We start from the raw sequence: 17882 nt of genomic DNA, 5'->3' as shown, positions 1-17882 counted from the left end.
GGACCATGCCTTTGCCTCCCTCTGCTGCAGACCACATCCAGGACCTTGGCGCCTACGTCAGCGCATCGCCGTCGAGCTTCCATGCTGCGCATGAGGGCGGCCGGCGACTGGAGGAAGCCGGGTTCACCCGCCTGGATGAGCTGCAGCCGTGGGAGGCCGGGCCCGGTTCCTTCTTCATCATCCGCGACGGCGCCCTGATCGCGTGGGTGGTCCCCGAAGACGCCGGACCGGCCACCGGGTTCAATATCCTGGGCGCACACACCGATTCGCCCACCTTCAAGCTCAAGCCCAAGGCCACCACCGGCGCCCACGGCTGGCTCCAGGCCGGTGTGGAGATCTACGGCGGGCCGCTGCTGAACTCGTGGCTTGACCGTGAGCTGCAGCTGGCCGGACGCCTGGTGATGCTGGACGGGACCGAGCATTTGGCCGCCACCGGGCCCATGCTCCGGTTCCCGCAGTTGGCCATCCACCTGGACCGGGCAGTCAACGACGGGCTCACCCTGGACAAGCAGCGGCACATGAATCCCGTGTGGGGGCTGGGAAATCCTTCAGACTCCGACCTGCTGGGCGTGCTGGCGGCGTCGGTTGCCGGCGCATCCGTCGATCCGGGGCAGATTGGCGGGTACGACGTCGTCATTGCGGACACGCAGGCCCCCTCTCTTTTCGGGGGCAACAGTGAGTTCTTCGCCTCCGGGCGGCTCGACAACCTTTCGTCAACGCACGCGGGGCTCGCCGCGCTGATCGCGCATGCCTCCGCGCCCGTCGGCGACGGCGCTGGCGCGCCCATCGCTGTCCTGGCGGCGTTCGACCACGAGGAGATCGGCTCCAACTCCCGCTCGGGTGCCTGCGGACCCGTCCTTGAAGACGTCCTGGTGCGGATCTCTGACGGCCTCGGCGCCACGGTGAGCCAGCGGCGGCAGGCGCTGGCGTCGTCGTCCTGTGTGTCCGCCGATGCCGGCCACGCCGTGCACCCCAACTATCCGGAGCGGCACGACCCCGCCAACCACTCCGTGCTCAACGGCGGGCCGCTGCTGAAGATCAATGCCAACCAGCGCTACGCCACGGATGCGCCCGGCGCGGCTTTGTGGGCCCGGCTCTGCGCGGAGGCCGGGGTGCCGTACCAGGAATTCGTATCCAACAACGCGATCCCCTGCGGCTCCACCATCGGGCCGTTGACGGCTACCCGGCTGGGCATCCGGACCGTCGACGTGGGCGTGCCGTTGCTTTCCATGCACTCCGCGCGCGAGATGTGCGGCGTGGAGGACCCCAGGCGGCTGGCCGCGGCGACGGAAGTGTTCTTCAGGACGGCTCTTTAACCAACCCCCTACCTATTAACATTCACGGGATGGACAACCCCTATACCTAACGAATTCACCATTCGTTAACCCCGTTACTTACTGATCGGCCGAAAGATGGCCACACAAAAGCGAGTACTCACTACTGGTGATACCCGGGTGGACCAAAAGTAGGCTCTTCGTCACGGGCAGAGTCCTTGGCTAATGAGTTGCTGGGGCCAGAGACAAGACCTTGACCGGATAAAGCGCTAGTGGCGCACTTGCTTCAAGCTGAGTGCGGCATTGTCCAGTTTCCGTCGATGTCATGAAGTGGTGAGGCATTTGTCCATTTCCACCCAGCTTCCGTACACGCTATCCGAGCCAACGTTGTCGATAGCGAGAGCGTCAGTAAGCGTAGTAATCCCGACACTGAATGAGGCGAAGAACCTGCCTTGGGTGCTTCGTCGAATGCCCTCGTACGTGGACGAGGTAGTGATCGTGGACGGCCGATCCCAGGACAACACAGTGGGGGTTGCTCGGGCCCTCCGCGAGGATGTCGTGATCGTGGAGGAAAAACGCAAGGGAAAGGGCGTAGCCCTCCGGTCAGGATTCGCCGCAGCCGCCGGCGACATCATCGTCATGCTCGATGCCGACGGCAGCATGGACCCCCAGGAAATCGGCTGGTTCGTTGCCCCCCTCCAGCACGACTATGACTTTGTCAAAGGTTCCCGGCACGTAACCGGAGGCGGGTCCGAGGACCTCACCTGGCTGCGGCGCACGGGCAACCGGGCACTGACGGCCTTGGCGAATGCGGTGCTGCACAGCAATTATTCGGATCTCTGCTACGGCTACATTGCCTTCAGGCGTGAATGCCTGGAAGTCCTCCAGCTTGAATCCGACGGGTTTGAGATTGAGACGGAGTTGATCGTCAGGGCAGCCAAGGCGGGGCTTCGGATCGCAGAAGTGCCGAGTATCGAACTGGAGCGCATCTCGGGGGCTTCGAACCTGCAGACGTTCCGGGACGGCTGGCGTGTGCTGGGGACAATGGCCCGAGAGTGTGCCTTGTGGGAGGCGCCCACGGCCGGCGCCCGTCCTGAGGCTCTGCGACGCGTCAAATACGCATATGCAAACGTTAGTTTCCCCCGGACCCCCGCCGACCCCCAGAGCCTCCTTTCCTTACGGGAAGCAGCCTGAGATGACGACTTTTCGCAGGCCCACCGTTACTGTCGTCATCTGCACTTACACCGAGGACCGCTGGGCGAACCTGCTGGATGTCATCGAATCCGTCAGGGCACAGACCGTCAGTCCGCAGGAGGTGCTCCTGGTAATCGACCACAACATTGATCTTTATGAACGCCTTCTTTCGGTGGTTGATGACGTCACGGTCGTCCAGAACACGGGGCCGCAGGGTCTGTCCGGGGCACGCAACACCGGCGTGGGCCTGGCTGATACGGACATCGTCGCCTTCCTGGATGATGACGCCGAAGCGGCACCGAACTGGCTTGAGCTTTTGCTGGCCATGTACGACGATCCTGACGTCCTTGCCGTCGGTGGCCGGGTGGAGCCTATTTGGGAAACCGGCCGCCCCGGCTATTTCGGCGAGGAGCTGGACTGGATCGTTGGATGCAGCCACCTGGGGATGCCACGGGTTGCCTGCGAGGTCAGGAACGTTATTGGCGCAAACATGTCATTCCGGCTTGAGGTACTCCGCCAGGTGGGGGGTTTTAACCTTGCTTTAGGCCGCCAGGGTGCCATTCCCCTGGGATGCGAGGAAACAGAGATCTGCATTCGCTCAAAGATGGGCTCGCCTGGTTCCCGAATTGTGTACGAACCGGCCGCAGTGGTGCGCCACCATGTCCCGGCCAACAGGGGCACGTTCCGCTACATGCTGTCCCGGTCATGGTCTGAAGGCCTGTCAAAGGCCCAGGTGAGCCAGGTGGTCGGCCACAAAAGGGCGCTCGGACCCGAAAGGCGGTATGTGCGTAGGGTCCTGCCACGCGCCGTTGTTTCCGGGCTTTATGACTGGGGCAGAAACGGGGATCCGGGAGGACTCGGACGGGCCGGTGCCGTGCTTTCGGTTCTGGCCTTCACAGCCGCAGGCTACCTGCGCGGCCGGCGCTTGGCCCACGTTACGCCCCGCGTGGGAAGCACGGCTGGCATAGAGGCAGCCTGGAGGGACGTCCAGTGAGTGAAAGCGTGAAAGCGGAACCGTCAGAATTTCACAGCGCGAATGAGTCGGAGGGATGAAGAAATGAACCACTGTTTTGCGCGCGGAGGCGCGGTCGTGCACGATTCCTCCGATGTAGCTGGCTTCGGTCCACCCGCTTCGCGGAATCTGCGGCTCTTTGCACTGCTGACAGCACTGCTGGTTGCGGTGGGTGCCCTGGTGGCCCCGGTTGCGGCGTCGGCTGCTGCGGGTGATGTCGGGGTAGAGGGTCCGTCACATTCGGGGACGGGCACGCCGACGGGCACGAAGCGGGCGGAGAGTGCGTTGTGGTTCAACGACGGGCTCTGGTGGGGAAACCTGTGGGACACCGCCAGCTCGGATTTCCATATCTTCAGGCTCAATGCCGCGACGGGCTCGTGGGTCAATACGGGCGTGGCGACGGAGACGCGGGCGAACACCCATCATGACGTGTTGTGGGACGGGACGACGTTGTATGTGGCGAGCCACATGTTCGTCAACGACGGTCTGCCTGCTGAGGCCAACTTCCCGACTTTGATGCGGCGTTACAGCTACAACTCAAGTACGAAGACTTACTCGCTGCTGAGTTCCACACAGATCAACAACTACAAAGTTGAGGTCCTGACCATCGATAAGGACTCGACTGGTCGGGTGTGGGCCACGTGGCAGCAGGGGAACAAGATCTATCTGAACGCCACTGGCACAGATGGCAAGACCTGGGGAACGCCGTTCCAGCATCCTGCGTCTCTAAGCAATGTGTCTGTGGACGACACATCGGCTCTGATCGCATTCGGACCCGGCAAGATGGGGCTGATGTGGAGCCGGCAGGTCGGTGACGCCACAGACGGCATGTACTGGAGCTACCGTGCTGACAGTGCAAGCGGAGCCCCGAACACCGGATGGAGCACTCCTGTGGCGGCGGTTTCGGGGCAGCGCAGCGCTGATGACCATATGAACTTGAAGTGGCTGGACTCCTCGGGTGACCGGGTTTTCGCCGCCGTCAAGACGTCGTTCACGTCGGCGCCCCAGCCGTTGATCCAGCTCCTGGAATTGAGCGGTACGACGTGGTCGCACCACACGATCGCGCCGGTGTCAGAGTGCCCGAACCGGGTGATCGTCCTGATTGACGAGAGCACGCAGATGCTGCGCACCTTCGCCACGTATCCGAAGCCGAACGGCACGACGAACGCGGGCGTCTGCACCACCTCCGGGGGCGCGATCTACGAGAAGTCAACGCCGCTAAACAAGATCGACTTCACAGCAGCGAAGACAGCCCGCATCGTGGACGCCGACCAGTATGTCCACAACGTGACGTCAACGAAACAGAACCTCAACAGTGCGGCGCGGGGCACGGCGAAAAGCGGTCTGCTGGTGCTCGCCGACGTCAACGCAACAAGCCGGTACTGGCACTTCTACGATCCCAGCAGTGGCGCTGATACGACGGCTCCGACGGTGACGGGTACGTCTCCGGCCGCTGGTGCGACCGGTGTGGCGGTGACGGCGAACGCGACGGGGACGTTCTCGGAGGCGATGGATGCCTCGACGGTCACGTCGAGCACGTTCGAGTTGTACGAGGGGACGGCGCCGGTTCCGCCAAATGCGACGCCTGTGTCCGCGGTTGTGTCGTATACGGGCAACGTTGCGACGTTGAACCCGAACGCTGACCTGAAGGCGGGTACGACGTACACGGCGGTCATCAAGGGCGGCTCCGGTGGCGTGAAGGATGTTGCCGGTAACGCGTTGGCGCAGGACAAGACCTGGTCCTTCACCACGGCTGCCGCGGGTGGCGGCGATACGACGGCTCCGACGGTGACGGGTACGTCTCCGGCTGATGGTGCGACCGGTGTGGCGGTGACGGCGAACGCGACGGGGACGTTCTCGGAGGCGATGGATGCCTCGACGGTCACGTCGAGCACGTTCGAGTTGTACGAGGGGACGGCGCCGGTTCCGCCAAATGCGACGCCTGTGTCCGCGGTTGTGTCGTATACGGGCAACGTTGCGACGTTGAACCCGAACGCTGACCTGAAGGCGGGTACGACGTACACGGCGATGATCAAGGGCGGCTCCGGTGGCGTGAAGGATGTTGCCGGTAACGCGTTGGCGCAGGACAAGACCTGGACCTTCACCACGGCTGCCGCGGGCGGGGGCACGTCGGAAACGGTTACGCTCACGGCCACCGCTGACAGCTATGTGACGAGCGGGGCGACCGGGACGAACTATGGCACGAGCACCCTGCTGGGTGTGGACAGCAGCCCGGTGGAGGTCACGTACCTGAAATTCGACCTGTCAGCCTATGCGGGCAGGACCCTGGTGAGCGCGACCCTGCAGTTGCGTAGTGCCGGGAGCGGGTCCACGGGTACGCAGAACGTCAAGCTGGTCGCTGATGACAGCTGGACCGAGGGCGGGATCACCTACAGCAACAAGCCGCAGCTCGGCACCAGCATCGGCACACTCGGCCCGACGACGACCAACACCACGTATAACGTTCCGTTGACCGTCAGCGGCCTGACCGGTGAGCTGGGCCAACAACTCTCACTGGGCATGGACAGCAGCAGCAGTGACGGCCTGGACCTGAACTCCAAGGAGGCCGGCAGCACGAACGCACCCACGCTCATCCTCACGGTGAGCGGCGGCAGTGGCGGCGGCGATACGACGGCTCCGACGGTGACGAGTACGTCTCCGGCCGCTGGTGCGACCGGTGTGGCGGTGACGGCGAACGCGACGGGGACGTTCTCGGAGGCGATGGATGCCTCGACGGTCACGTCGAGCACGTTCACGTTGCAGACGGGGACGACGACGGTGCCGGCGACTGTGACCTACAGCAGCACGGATAGGGTTGCGACGTTGAACCCTGGCGCGGATCTGGCCGCGGGTGCGACGTACACGGCGACGATCAAGGGCGGCTCCGGTGGCGTGAAGGATGTTGCCGGTAACGCGTTGGCGCAGGACAAGACCTGGTCCTTCACCACGGCTGCCGCGGGTGGCGGCGATACGACGGCTCCGACGGTGACGGGTACGTCTCCGGCCGCTGGTGCGACCGGTGTGGCGGTGACGGCGAACGCGACGGGGACGTTCTCGGAGGCGATGGATGCCTCGACGGTCACGTCGAGCACGTTCGAGTTGCAGACGGGGACGACGACGGTGCCGGCGACTGTGACCTACAGCAGCACGGATAGGGTTGCGACGTTGAACCCTGGCGCGGATCTGGCCGCGGGTACGACGTACACGGCGACGATCAAGGGCGGCTCCGGTGGCGTGAAGGATGTTGCCGGTAACGCGTTGGCGCAGGACAAGACCTGGACCTTCACCACGGCTGCCGCGGGCGGGGGCACGTCGGAAACGGTTACGCTCACGGCCACCGCTGACAGCTATGTGACGAGCGGGGCGACCGGGACGAACTATGGCACGAGCACCCTGCTGGGTGTGGACAACAGCCCGGTGGAGGTCACGTACCTGAAATTCGACCTGTCAGCCTATGCGGGCAGGACCCTGGTGAGCGCGACCCTGCAGTTGCGTAGTGCCGGGAGCGGGTCCACGGGTACGCAGAACGTCAAGCTGGTCGCTGATGACAGCTGGACCGAGGGCGGGATCACCTACAGCAACAAGCCGCAGCTCGGCACCAGCATCGGCACACTCGGCCCGACGACGACCAACACCACGTATAACGTTCCGTTGACCGTCAGCGGCCTGACCGGTGAGCTGGGCCAACAACTCTCACTGGGCATGGACAGCAGCAGCAGTGACGGCCTGGACCTGAACTCCAAGGAGGCCGGCAGCACGAACGCACCCACGCTCATCCTCACGCTGACGAAGTAGTCGGACGCCGGCCGACATGGCCGGCGCCGTCCACCTCAGCAACATCACCGATCGGACACCACTAGACAGGGGACACCATGTACAGGCAGACCAAGCCCAAGACCAAGGCCTTGCACTTCGACATTCACGGCCGCGTCGCGATCCGCGTCGACGCAGAATCACCGGCAGCGCCGCAGCTCAAGAGCATGTTGGCGTGTTTCGCCACAGACACCGAACTGCCGGCCAACATTGTGGTCGATGACCGGCCGGAGCCGATGCCGGATGCTGGCCTACTTGAGCATGAGCTTGCGTACACGGAAAACAGTGTGCGTTTCCAGGCCGAACGACTCCAGATCGTGAGGGATGGGGAGCAGTGGCGCATTCACGGACCGGGCGAGCTGTTGACCTCCGTGGTCCCTGTTCTCGATGCCGCAATGGTCGGCCGCGGAGCTGGCATGATCCACGCCGCAACCATGGCGTACCGGGGTCACGCGATCGCGCTTCCGGCCGCCGGAGGGACCGGAAAGACGAGCACCGCGGCCAAGCTGATGCGGCGCGAGGGTTGGTCGTTCATGGGCGATGACTGGGCCTTTCTCGCCGAGGACGCCACGCTGCTCGGCTACGCGAAGCCGATGTTCATTAAGCCGCACCACCGGAAAATCTACCCGCACCTGTTTGAAGGGGTCCGGAAGCCGCTCGTCCCGCCTCAGCTCTCGAAGAGTGTCGGCCGCCTCACCACGGTGGTGCATCCGTACGTCATCCGTTACCCGCGCCTCGCGGACTTCTCCCGGCGTTGGTCGCCGGAGCACCGCATGGTTGATGCCGGGACCGCGTTTCCCGGCCGGGAAGTGACGACGACGGCTCCGCTTGCGGCGGCCATCTACATCGAGCGCTATGAGGGCTCCCGGTCCAGGATTGTCGAGCGGACAACCGAGTGGATGGTCGACCGCATGATCGGCAACTTCCACATCGAGATGGCAAGCTTCTCGCAGCATGTCGTGACAGGCCTGGCCGCTACATCCGTCGTCCCCTGGCGCGAGCACTTCGCCGCAAAAGGCGTCGTCCTGAACAAAGCGCTCGACGGACGGCCCTGCCACCTGCTGCAGGTGCCCTCCGCGTACACGGCAGACGAAGCGTCTGACGATATCGTCCGGTATCTCGAGGAGCTGCTGCCGTCGGTCCTGGACGAGCAGATCTGAGGGGGTGGGCACAGTGGGTCACAGCCCTTCCGAGGTCACCGCGGTCGTTCCGGCCCGCAACGCGGAGCACATGCTCCCACGCTGTCTGGAGGCCCTGCGTCAGTCCGGCGTAGCGGAGATCATCGTGGTGGACGGATGCTCCACCGATCGTACGGTCGACCTCGCCCTCGCGGCAGGTGCCCGGGTCCTGAGTGATGAAGGCCGCGGTTTGCCGTGGGCGCGAACGCTCGGTGTGCAGAGCAGCAGGACCCCTTGGGTCCTGCTCGTCGACTCTGACGTCGTGTTCGGGCCACATGGAGTCGCCGACCTGCTCTCTGAGCTCGTCGAGGGCGATTACGACGCGCTCCAGGCCGGTTTGGAAAGTGTCGCTGGACCGGGCTACTGGGGGCAGGCGCTGGCACATCACCATCGCACCGGCCGCAGCCGCAACTGGTTCGGGCTCGTAGCGACGATGGTCGACCGAGACCTGATGCTGGGTGTGGGTTTCGACGACTCGTTCAAGTCGGGCGAGGACATCGAGCTCCGTTGGCGGATGCGGCAGTCAGGGCTGCGGACGGCGGTGTCACAGCGGGTAGTCGTCGAACATCGTTTTGCCGCCGACGACTTTGACTTCGCCCTGGACCAGTTCCTGATGGACGGAACGGGACTGGGACGGATGATCCGCAAGCACGGCTGGCGCGGTGCGAGGTTGGCGTTGCTTCCTGCCGCCGCGGCTATCCGGGGCAGCGTCTTGAGCCTCGCCTCGGGCCAGCCCAGGTGGCTGCGCTACTACATCGCTTTCTGCTGGTACAACTATGCGGGCCTGGCGAAAGGTCTGGCGTCATGACCGCTGAACTAGGGACCGCGGTCACGGACCCCTCAACTGTCCGGCACTCCGCCCTGCGCAGTTCGATCGGCCTCATTGTGGGCAAGGCCGCCCAGATTGGCTGGGGTTTTGCCTTCTGGGTCGTGGCCGCACGCGCGACGTCAGACCGTGAGGTCGGGCTCGCCATGGCCGCGGTCGCGGCAGTGATGATCTGCACGCAGCTCGCGGTTCTGGGTGCCGGGTCCGCTGTCATCGTTGCGGTGGGACGAGGGGAGCCGCCCGCGCGGGTGCTGGACGCGGCGTTCGCCATCGTGGGGGCAGCCGGCACCGTGCTGGCCCTCGGCTATCTCGTGCTGCAGTCGGCTGTGGCGCCGGACACGGCGTCGGCATCGGTTCTCTTCTGGTTAACGTTCCTTGCGGCTGCCGTCACCGGCACCCTGGTGATTGTGCTGGACCAAGCGCTGGTGGCGCTGGGACGCGGGGCCAGCGCGACCTTGAGGTATGCGTTGGGCGGCGGGGTTTCCCTCGGCGCTGCAGCGCTCGTGGCCTGGCAGGCGCATGGCGCCTCCGCCGACGTGGTGATGGCCTGCTGGACCCTCGGGAATACAGTGGCGTGCGTCGTCGGTGTGATCCAGCTGCGAAAACTGATTGGCTATCGGCCGCGACCATCCTTGCGTTCGACGCGCGGCCGTCCACTGCTGGCGGTGGGTATTCCGTACCAGCTCCTCACCCTCACCGAGCGCGCCCCCGGGCTGGTGCTGCCGCTCCTGCTGGCCCACACGGTGGCGCCTGAGATCGCTGCCTACTGGTATCCCGCATGGATGATGGCCTGGGCTGCCTACTCCGCTCCGATGCTGATGGGCATCGTCCAGTTTTCCGAAGGTGTCCGCGACCCTCACCGCCTGGTGGCTACAACCTGGGCGAGTCTCCGTTGGTCGCTCGCCATAGGAGGTCTGGCGGCAGTCGTCCTCGTCCTCCTCGCTCACCCGCTGCTCAGTCTGCTGGGGGAGCGGTACGCTGACGCATCCGCTGACGCTCTGCGGTGGTTGGCGGCCGGACTGGTGCCGTACGCGGTGCTGCAGGCCTACAACGCCGTGTGCCGGGCTCTCGGCCGTTACACAGAGCCGATCGTGGTCGGCGTGACGCTCGGGGTGGCCCTCTGCGCGTCAGCGCTGTTGGAGGCCGAAGCGGGCCCCGGCGCCATGGCCCTTGCGTGGCTGGTGGTGCTCTCCATTGGAGCTGTTGCTGCCGGCCTCCGGTTAATCGCCGTTCTCCGGCGTGTCACGAAGGAGTCACGATGACAACCACGATTGATGCGCCCAGCCGCATCCGAGGACGCTGGAAGGCCCGTGACGCCTGGTGCGCACTGGCGGGGGTCGTGTCGCTGGCGCTTGCCGTGTGGGCCGCTTCCACGGTCGCCGTTCCCGTGAACAGCGACCTGGGGCTCGTTGCCGTGCTCCCCTACCCGTTCTGGGCAGGGGTCCTGATTCTGAACGTTGCCTTCGTTGTGGCCCTGCGAGGGGATGCCTCAGGTCCGGCAGGCCGGGCGGTCTTGATGTGGCTGGTGCTGGTGTTGGTGCTCGTGCTCTTCGGGACGGCAGCCTTCGTCACGGACGTACCGCGTGGTGAGGTCGCGTTCCGTCATCTCGGCATTGCCGACGCCCTCTCGCGCAGCCAGGGGATCGACCCCGACATTGACGCCTACTTTAACTGGCCGGGTTTCTTCGCCCTCCTGGCGACAGTACTGAAGGCAACCGGCCTCGACCCGGTAGCCCTTGCCCTGTGGGCGCCGGTGCTCAACGTGGGTCTGTGGCTCGCTGCCCTGGGCGTGCTGATGCGCTACCTTACGCAGGATCCGCGACGGCGCTGGCTCGTGCTCTGGCTCTTCTGCCTCGGCAACTGGCAGGACCAGGACTACCTGTCTCCCCAAGCCTTCGGCTTCTTCCTGTACCTCGTCGTGATCGCACTTGTCGTCGGCCCGCTGGCTGCGCGGCCCCCCAAGTTCCGCGGCTTCCGAGACGTCGACGTGGCGGCGTGGTGGCAAGGGCGGTCCCCGGCTGAGCCCCGGCCAGGGTACCGGGTGAGCGCCCTCGCGGTGGCTCTCGTGCTCATCGCGGTCATCTGCGCGAGCCATCAACTGACGCCTTTCCTGTTGCTCATTTCCCTCACCGCTCTCACCCTGAGCGGACATGTCTGGCCCGGCCGGCTGCCCCTGATCACCGCGGTCCTGCTGGCACTCTGGCTCGCCTACCCCGCCAGTGCATACCTCGCCGGGAACCCGCCCCTGGCGGAAGGAGGTGTGCTGGCCGCAATCAATGCCAACGTCGTCGACCGCGTGAGCGGGACCGCTGGGCACGTGCTCGTGGTGCAGGCCAGGGTCGTTCTCACCCTCCTGCTGTGGGCGCTTGCCGCGGCGGGCGCGGTGCGCGACTGGCGCAGGGGGCGGTTCGACATCCGGGTAGTCCTCCTTGCCGTCACCCCCCTGCTGCTCTTCCCCGTGCAGCTGTACGGCGGGGAAATGCTCATCCGCGTCTCGCTTTTCGCTCTGCCCTTCATCGCTTTGCAGGCATGCTCGATCCTGCTTCCCACTGAAGGCAGGACACAGCCCTCACTCCGTGCCGCGGGGGGCCTCGCGCTGACGTTCTGCCTGTTGGGCCTGCTGACAGTGACAGGCCGGTTCGGGAACGCCCAGTTTGACGTCTTCACCGACAACGAGATCGCTGCCGTCGCCGCCGTACAGCGCCTCGCGCCGCCCGGCTCAACGATCATCTCGGCTTCCCCCCCGACGCCGTGGCGCAGCGAGGCCTACCTCGAGCACCCGTATCGGACCATGGACTACATGTGCCGGTCCGACTTGTCTACGGCGGCGTGCGGCCCAGTCGTTTACGACAATGCCCGGAAAAACCCTGCCGGTGCCGTCTTGTTGCTCACCCGCTCGTCGGAAGCGAGTCTTGTGCTTCGGGGCGCCAGCAGCGCCGGCGGCTTCGCCGAGCTGGAGGCGTGGCTAAGCGCGCAGGATGGAGTGGAACTAGTGTTCAGCAATGCAGACGCCCGCGCCTACCGGGTGACGCCATGAGCCGCCCCATCAGCCGCCCTATCAGCCGCCCCATCAGCCGGCCGACCTTGGTCCTCGGTCTCGCGGCCCTCGCCTTGTCACTGGTGACGCTCGTAGGGCTGCCGACGCCGCTGCAGGTGGTCGCCGCGACAGCCGTCCTTATCCTGCTGCCAGGGCAGGCACTGGTCCGACTCACGTCGGTTACCGACCCTGCCCTTCGCGGGCTGCTTGTTCTGGCTCTCGGCCTCGCCACGCTAACCGCGGTGTCCACCGCGATGTTCTACCTCGCTGTGTGGTCGTGGCAGGCGTGTGTCGTCACGATGGGCGTCATCACCATTGGCGCGTGCATGGCACGCGCACGACAGGAGGTTGTGTCATGATCGATCTGGCGGGACTGCTCGCGATTGCCGCCCTGCTCATCACCATCGCCCTGCTCGTTACCCTTGTCGCGCTTGAGATCCGACGCGCGGGACCGGACGCCGAACGGCCCACGAGGCTCCTCGGCCTGACGATGAGCCGCAGGGTGGTCGGTGTCATGTGGGCGATGTATCTCGTCCTCTTCCTTCCGCGCGTGGTGGGACTGCTCACGTGAACGGTGCGGCGCGGTGGTGGCTCCTCAGCGACCTCCACCTGGGCGTATCGGATGACGACCCCCGCCGCCCAAGCGCAGTGCTTCCCGGTTTCCTGCGCCGCGAGGTCCTTGCGGTAGCCGGTACGCAGCGGCACGTCGCATTCGTGGGTGACACGTTTGAGCTGGTCGGCTTGGCCGAAGACGAGAGCCTTGCCCGGCTCGAGTCGATCCTCGCCCGGCACCTTGACACGTTCCGGGCGCTGGAAGCGTGTGCGGCCCGCGGCGTGCAGCTGCACTTCGTATGCGGCAACCACGACGTCGAGCTGGCCCGGCCGTCGGTCGCCGCCCGCCTGTCAGCGCTACTGTCACCCGGCGAGCCCACACGGGTCCGGGTGCACCCGTGGTTCTTGCACGTGCCCCACGTGCTCGTGGCCGAGCACGGGCACCAGCACCACGCGCTGCACCGGATTCCTGAGGTGCTCCGCTCGGCGGTCAACGGGACCGACGAGTTGAACCTGCCACCGCTCGCCGCCTGGAACGCCCACCCGTCGAACTCGCGCCTGAGCCGAGCCGGGGCCGTTGCCCGGTCCTGCCTGGCGTCCGAACTGGCGGAACGTCGCATCCGGGAGCCCGCGTACGACGAAATGTTGCAGTCCGAGTCATTCCGCCTTGCGCTCGACGAGGCGGCCGTTCGGGACCTGGCACGCCTGTCCCGGTTCCGGACGGTGTCGGCGCTCCCGCGCGCCGCCACTCGCATGGTGCTCGCGGCAGCCGGGCGCAGGACCGCAGGCGAGGAGCCTCCTGCAGCAGCGGGTCGGGTCGCGCGCACCCTCGAAGAGCATGGTTCCGGGGTGGCCTGGTACGTATCGGGCCACACCCACCGTGCCCTCGAAGCGGAGCTGGAGGCGTGCACAACCCGGTACGTCAACACAGGCACGTGGTGTTCGGACGTCCGCGGTCGCGGACCTGACCGGCGGGATCGTCGGGCGTTCCCCTACGCCGTGATAGACGTCGCCCGCGACGGCTCCACGAACGGCGGCTTGCGGTATTGGCGTCCGGACGACGGTTCAGCCGTACCGGTGTCAGAGTACTGACCGGGCGGGGTGCACACCCACGTGGCGAGGTCCCGGCCCACCTACCCTGGCGTTGAATCAGCCCCCGCTTCGTGACCCGCTGTCAGTCTGCATTCCGCCGGAAACAGCACGGAATTCCCATGTATAAGAGCCGTCAGCCTTAAGGCTCATTCTTAGGTGACCCCATGTGTCGCTAAACCTCTTCTGCACATAAGAGGGGCTGCCGGTGAATTCCCGGAGGCCGATTCCACCAGTGGACACCTGGAATTGCTGCATCCCGTCCGCAACGCACTGGTCCGCGTTGTTCACGGGGCACGTTCGCTCATAATTGTGTTGGCTGCCCGAAAGCAGTATCCGGACCCGGTTTGTCCAGAACACATCAATCCACGGTTTGGCCTCAGCGAAGCGGTCATGGCTGGATGTGTCAGAAGTGAAGTAGGGGTCATGGTAAACGACGGCCAGATGCTTGCCGGCTGCCCTGGCTGCCTTGAGGTCGGCATCCATTTCATGCGTCATGGCCCGCGCGCGCGTCGCGTCATACCGCCAGGTGGCGGTAGGGGCTACCAGGAAATGCCAGTTGCCCTTATCGAATGAGTACCATTCGAGGGCGTCCACGAATCGGCCAAGGTGGCCGTTGGTTGCGCTTTTCGTGGCGGAGACGCACTCACCGTTCATATACTTGTCCAGCTCATCGTTCGTGCCGGGCTTGACGTCGTGGTTCGGTCCTGCCGCCCAGTATGTTTTGGACTTGGCCGGTCCCCACAGCTGGTCATAAGCGCCGAGCGCGGAGCACACGGACTTGTCGTACTGAAAGTCACCCAAAGCGATGAAGTTGTCCAGCGTGCCGTCGTTCAGGCCGGCGACAATGGACGCGGCGTTCCTGCCACTGGGCGACGCCGCGGACGTGTTCCCTTCCGGGTTGATGTCCCCTGCTGCGGCGAAATCGAAAGCGTCAGTGGACGCTTGCTGGGTGGTCCCTCCGCCGTCGGTTGTGGCCGGGGTGGTTGCTGCGTCGTCCGCTGGCGCAGTCACCGTTGCTGTCGGGGGCAGAGGTGGAGGTGGAGGGGCCGAGCAGCCGCCCAGGAAGATTGCCGCTGCGCCAAGGGCGACCAAATGTTTACCCATACGTCAGATGATAGGGGCTTCCCGGCCGTGGGAGTTTTCCACATCGCCGCACCAGCGCTTTCCGGGCCGTTGCCGGCCGCCTAACCTTGGGTCAGGAGCAAATCGCCTATCCGGGCCACATGCACTAAGATGGTGAAGTCTGTGCTGCGCCCTGCCTCCCTTCTGGCGGGGCATCGCACGGAATCGCAAATGAACCTCCTGTTACGGAAATGCCGTAACCGCTTAGCCCAAAGGAGGTGGGTTCACATATGCGTCCTTACGAATTGATGGTAATCATCGACCCCGAGGTCGAAGAGCGTACCGTTGAGCCGTCGCTTCAGAAGTTCCTGAACGTCATCACCAACGATGGTGGAACCATCGAGAAGGTTGACATTTGGGGCCGACGCCGCCTGGCTTACGAAATCAAGAAAAAGTCCGAAGGAATCTACGCCGTGGTGAACTTCACCGCCAAGCCGGAAACCGCCAAGGAACTTGACCGCCAGTTGTCTCTTAACGAGACCATCATGCGCACCAAGATCACCCGCCCCGAAGAGCAGAAGGTTGTTGCTGAGTAATTTCAGCACTGATCTTCATTCTTCACCCGCAGGAACGCACTCTTCACAGGATCGAACAAGGAGGCAGTAGATGGCAGGCGAAACCACCATTACGGTCATCGGTAATCTCACCAATGACCCGGAATTGCGGTTCACACCGTCAGGTTCGGCAGTAGCGAACTTCACCATCGCTTCCACCCCGCGTACCTTTGACCGCCAGTCCAACGAGTGGAAGGACGGGGAAACCCTGTTCCTCCGCGCGGCTGTCTGGCGTGAAGCAGCCGAGAACGTCGCCGAGTCCCTCACCAAGGGCATGCGCGTGATCGTTACCGGCCGCCTGAAGAGCCGTTCCTACGAAACCAAAGAAGGCGAAAAGCGCACCGTTATCGAGCTTGAGGTCGACGAAATCGGCCCCAGCCTGCGCTATGCCAATGCCAAGGTCAACCGCACCCAGCGCTCCGGCGCGGGTGGCCAGGGCGGCTTCGGCGGCGGCAACAGCGGCGGTGGCTTCGGAGGCGGCAACTCTGGTGGAAACCAGGGCGGCAACTCCGGTGGAGGCTGGGGCGGCGGCAACCAGCAGGCTGCGCAGGACGATCCCTGGGCTACGCCCGGCGTGTCCAGTGCAGGTGGCTGGGGCAACGGCCCCGATTCCGAACCTCCCTTCTAACACACCCCATTAAGGTCCGACGCCGGGGCCCGCCACAGTGCCAAAGCGCACCAAGGCGGCTGCCGCCGTCGGACCACCACCATCCCGTGGATCAACATCCACGGGCTCCCTAGAATAGGAGCTCCACGATGGCTAAGGCTGAACTCCGTAAGCCCAAACCAAAGTCCAACCCCTTGAAGGCCGCTGACATCACTGTCATCGACTACAAGGACGTAGCATTGCTGCGCAAGTTCATCTCCGACCGCGGAAAGATCCGCGCCCGTCGCGTCACTGGCGTTACGGTGCAGGAACAGCGCAAGATCGCCCAGGCAATCAAGAACGCCCGCGAAGTTGCTCTGCTGCCTTACTCCGGCGCTGGCCGCGGCTAAGGAAGGGATTAACTAACATGGCAAAGCTCATTCTGACCCACGAAGTAACCGGACTCGGTGCTGCTGGCGACGTTGTCGAGGTCAAGGACGGTTACGCCCGTAACTACCTGCTGCCCCGCAACTTCGCCCTGACCTGGTCGAAGGGCGGCGAAAAGCAGGTTGAGTCCATCAAGGCTGCCCGCGCTGCCCGCGAGCACGCTTCCCTGGAAGACGCTCAGAAGCAGGCTGCTGCACTGCAGTCCAAGCCGGTCAAGCTCGTCGTCAAGGCTGGCGAAACCGGACGCCTGTTCGGCACCGTCAAGCAGGGCGACGTCGCTGACGCTGTTGAGGCCGCTGGCCTTGGCCGCATCGACAAGCGCAAGGTTGAACTGCCGGTCCACATCAAGTCGGTTGGTTCGTACCAGGCCAACGTCCGTCTGCACGAGGATGTTGCCGCTGTCATCGAACTCGATGTAGTGGCAGGCAAGTAGTCATAACGACTCAACAGTCCTGACTGTACAAAGACCCCCGTCGCCGGATCCCGGCAGCGGGGGTCTCTTGTCTTTGGACCGTGGACGGGCCAACCGGGTCAGACGCCCCAGTGAGCCAGGATTGCTTCGCAGAAGTCGTCGTTCGTACCCGTAGAACCGAAAATCAGCTCGTCGCTGATCACGTTGCCCGACGCCTGGTCGATGGTGAGGAGCCTGCGGACCTGGCCGTCGCCCTTGGCGAGGATCTTGCCGTCACTTCCAATCAGCCGATTCTCTCCGGTGAGCAGCACGGTGATGCTGAGCGTCCCGTCCCCGTTGTCGACGATCTTGAGGTCTTTGGCGAGCGTGTTCGGCTGGATGTCGGTCACGGTCATCCCGTTGTACGTGAATGTCTGGACGATCCTGAGCTTCTCCTGAACCCACAGCAGGCTATCCTCGCCGCGGGTCATGGTTGAGCCCGAACCGGTCCGGTCATAGGTGAATGCGACCTGCAGCCCCGAACCGCAGAAGTCGTCGTTTAGTCCGCTGGTCGAAAAATCGAGGCTGTAGCGTTCCACGAGCTCCGCGTTGGCGGGGGCAGCTCCGGTGACGGCGAGGCCGCCGAGGAGGAGCGCGGTGACGAATGGGCTGAGTTTACTGAGCATGGTGGTGACTTTCGATCGGGCAGACCCTGCGCAAACATACAGAAGGTGTCGCATCGGACCGCCAGGCACCGGCTGCGACGACGACCCAGCCTGCCGCGATTCTACTCCCCGGCGGGAC

At 64.7% G+C, this 17882-nt stretch carries 17 protein-coding genes; 15 read left to right on the top strand and 2 right to left on the bottom strand.

The window, feature by feature from the left end:
- The first annotated feature begins 5 nt into the window (after nucleotides 1-5).
- The 11 genes from SMD14_RS20070 (at nucleotide 6) to SMD14_RS20020 (ending at nucleotide 13978) form a co-directional block, all read left to right on the top strand.
- The gene (locus tag SMD14_RS20070) at nucleotides 6-1316 is read left to right on the top strand and encodes a M18 family aminopeptidase (protein ID WP_321214819.1); all 1311 of its coding nucleotides are present in this window, start codon (nucleotides 6-8) and stop codon (nucleotides 1314-1316) included.
- 426 nt (nucleotides 1317-1742) lie between these two features.
- Complete coding sequence (locus SMD14_RS20065) at nucleotides 1743-2468, top strand: glycosyltransferase family 2 protein (protein WP_321214818.1); 726 nt, start codon at nucleotides 1743-1745, stop codon at nucleotides 2466-2468.
- 1 nt (nucleotide 2469) lies between these two features.
- Nucleotides 2470-3462, top strand: coding sequence for a glycosyltransferase family 2 protein (locus SMD14_RS20060; RefSeq protein WP_321214817.1), 993 nt, complete (start codon nucleotides 2470-2472; stop codon nucleotides 3460-3462).
- Nucleotides 3463-3525: 63 nt separating this feature from the next.
- Complete coding sequence (locus SMD14_RS20055) at nucleotides 3526-7275, top strand: Ig-like domain-containing protein (protein ID WP_321214816.1); 3750 nt, start codon at nucleotides 3526-3528, stop codon at nucleotides 7273-7275.
- A gap of 77 nt (nucleotides 7276-7352) precedes the next feature.
- On the top strand, nucleotides 7353-8453 hold the full coding sequence (locus tag SMD14_RS20050; RefSeq protein ID WP_321214815.1) for a hypothetical protein: 1101 nt from the start codon (nucleotides 7353-7355) through the stop codon (nucleotides 8451-8453).
- A 70-nt stretch (nucleotides 8454-8523) separates the two neighbouring features.
- Entirely contained in the window at nucleotides 8524-9279 is a 756-nt protein-coding gene (locus SMD14_RS20045; protein ID WP_321214814.1) for a glycosyltransferase, read from the top strand.
- Nucleotides 9276-10559, top strand: coding sequence for an MATE family efflux transporter (locus tag SMD14_RS20040; protein WP_157240194.1), 1284 nt, complete (start codon nucleotides 9276-9278; stop codon nucleotides 10557-10559). Before SMD14_RS20045 ends, SMD14_RS20040 begins: the two co-directional genes overlap by 4 nt.
- On the top strand, nucleotides 10556-12334 hold the full coding sequence (locus SMD14_RS20035) for a glycosyltransferase (RefSeq protein ID WP_157240196.1): 1779 nt from the start codon (nucleotides 10556-10558) through the stop codon (nucleotides 12332-12334). Before SMD14_RS20040 ends, SMD14_RS20035 begins: the two co-directional genes overlap by 4 nt.
- Nucleotides 12335-12381: 47 nt before the next feature.
- Nucleotides 12382-12693: a hypothetical protein gene (locus SMD14_RS20030; RefSeq protein WP_231754842.1), complete on the top strand. Its 312-nt coding sequence runs from the start codon at nucleotides 12382-12384 to the stop codon at nucleotides 12691-12693.
- Nucleotides 12690-12905, top strand: coding sequence for a hypothetical protein (locus SMD14_RS20025; RefSeq protein ID WP_157240199.1), 216 nt, complete (start codon nucleotides 12690-12692; stop codon nucleotides 12903-12905). Before SMD14_RS20030 ends, SMD14_RS20025 begins: the two co-directional genes overlap by 4 nt.
- Nucleotides 12902-13978 carry a hypothetical protein gene (locus tag SMD14_RS20020; protein WP_321214813.1) on the top strand — a complete coding sequence of 359 codons (1077 nt, stop codon included), beginning with the start codon at nucleotides 12902-12904 and terminating at the stop codon, nucleotides 13976-13978. Before SMD14_RS20025 ends, SMD14_RS20020 begins: the two co-directional genes overlap by 4 nt.
- 57 nt (nucleotides 13979-14035) lie before the next feature.
- On the opposite strand, the gene SMD14_RS20015 is transcribed toward SMD14_RS20020, so the two are convergent.
- Entirely contained in the window at nucleotides 14036-14989 is a 954-nt protein-coding gene (locus tag SMD14_RS20015) for a hypothetical protein (RefSeq protein WP_321214812.1), read from the bottom strand.
- Between the two features lie 341 nt (nucleotides 14990-15330).
- On the opposite strand from SMD14_RS20015, the gene rpsF reads away from it, so the two are divergent.
- The 4 genes from rpsF to rplI all read left to right on the top strand — a co-directional run bounded on the left by rpsF (nucleotide 15331) and on the right by rplI (nucleotide 17120).
- Nucleotides 15331-15636, top strand: a complete 306-nt coding sequence (gene rpsF / locus SMD14_RS20010) for a 30S ribosomal protein S6 (RefSeq protein WP_013602900.1) — start codon at nucleotides 15331-15333, stop codon at nucleotides 15634-15636.
- Nucleotides 15637-15706: 70 nt separating this feature from the next.
- Complete coding sequence (locus SMD14_RS20005; RefSeq protein ID WP_157240203.1) at nucleotides 15707-16282, top strand: single-stranded DNA-binding protein; 576 nt, start codon at nucleotides 15707-15709, stop codon at nucleotides 16280-16282.
- A gap of 128 nt (nucleotides 16283-16410) precedes the next feature.
- On the top strand, nucleotides 16411-16650 hold the full coding sequence (rpsR, locus tag SMD14_RS20000; RefSeq protein WP_003800144.1) for a 30S ribosomal protein S18: 240 nt from the start codon (nucleotides 16411-16413) through the stop codon (nucleotides 16648-16650).
- Between the two features lie 17 nt (nucleotides 16651-16667).
- Nucleotides 16668-17120 carry a 50S ribosomal protein L9 gene (rplI, locus tag SMD14_RS19995; protein ID WP_013602898.1) on the top strand — a complete coding sequence of 151 codons (453 nt, stop codon included), beginning with the start codon at nucleotides 16668-16670 and terminating at the stop codon, nucleotides 17118-17120.
- A gap of 98 nt (nucleotides 17121-17218) precedes the next feature.
- Here the strand turns inward: rplI and SMD14_RS19990 are convergent, their stop codons facing one another.
- Nucleotides 17219-17764 (bottom strand): hypothetical protein, encoded by a 546-nt coding sequence (locus tag SMD14_RS19990; protein ID WP_157240205.1) that lies wholly within the window; start codon nucleotides 17762-17764, stop codon nucleotides 17219-17221.
- Between the last annotated feature and the right edge of the window lie 118 nt (nucleotides 17765-17882).

The organism is Pseudarthrobacter oxydans (assembly GCF_034258515.1).
In the GTDB taxonomy this organism is placed as follows: domain Bacteria; phylum Actinomycetota; class Actinomycetes; order Actinomycetales; family Micrococcaceae; genus Arthrobacter.
This window is presented reverse-complemented; position numbering and strand designations above follow the sequence as displayed.

What these genes read in the sequence shown, in the direction of transcription:
- SMD14_RS20035 (WP_157240196.1), top strand. Translation starts at nt 10,556, where the DNA reads ATGACAACCACGATTGATGCGCCCAGCCGCATCCGAGGACGCTGGAAG.
- SMD14_RS20025 (WP_157240199.1), top strand. Translation starts at nt 12,690, where the DNA reads ATGATCGATCTGGCGGGACTGCTCGCGATTGCCGCCCTGCTCATCACC.
- rpsF (WP_013602900.1), top strand. Translation starts at nt 15,331, where the DNA reads ATGCGTCCTTACGAATTGATGGTAATCATCGACCCCGAGGTCGAAGAG.
- SMD14_RS20005 (WP_157240203.1), top strand. Translation starts at nt 15,707, where the DNA reads ATGGCAGGCGAAACCACCATTACGGTCATCGGTAATCTCACCAATGAC.
- SMD14_RS19990 (WP_157240205.1), bottom strand. Translation starts at nt 17,764, where the DNA reads ATGCTCAGTAAACTCAGCCCATTCGTCACCGCGCTCCTCCTCGGCGGC.
- SMD14_RS20065 (WP_321214818.1), top strand. Translation starts at nt 1,743, where the DNA reads ATGCCCTCGTACGTGGACGAGGTAGTGATCGTGGACGGCCGATCCCAG.
- rplI (WP_013602898.1), top strand. Translation starts at nt 16,668, where the DNA reads ATGGCAAAGCTCATTCTGACCCACGAAGTAACCGGACTCGGTGCTGCT.
- SMD14_RS20040 (WP_157240194.1), top strand. Translation starts at nt 9,276, where the DNA reads ATGACCGCTGAACTAGGGACCGCGGTCACGGACCCCTCAACTGTCCGG.
- SMD14_RS20070 (WP_321214819.1), top strand. Translation starts at nt 6, where the DNA reads ATGCCTTTGCCTCCCTCTGCTGCAGACCACATCCAGGACCTTGGCGCC.
- rpsR (WP_003800144.1), top strand. Translation starts at nt 16,411, where the DNA reads ATGGCTAAGGCTGAACTCCGTAAGCCCAAACCAAAGTCCAACCCCTTG.
- SMD14_RS20055 (WP_321214816.1), top strand. Translation starts at nt 3,526, where the DNA reads ATGAACCACTGTTTTGCGCGCGGAGGCGCGGTCGTGCACGATTCCTCC.
- SMD14_RS20050 (WP_321214815.1), top strand. Translation starts at nt 7,353, where the DNA reads ATGTACAGGCAGACCAAGCCCAAGACCAAGGCCTTGCACTTCGACATT.
- SMD14_RS20045 (WP_321214814.1), top strand. Translation starts at nt 8,524, where the DNA reads ATGCTCCCACGCTGTCTGGAGGCCCTGCGTCAGTCCGGCGTAGCGGAG.
- SMD14_RS20060 (WP_321214817.1), top strand. Translation starts at nt 2,470, where the DNA reads ATGACGACTTTTCGCAGGCCCACCGTTACTGTCGTCATCTGCACTTAC.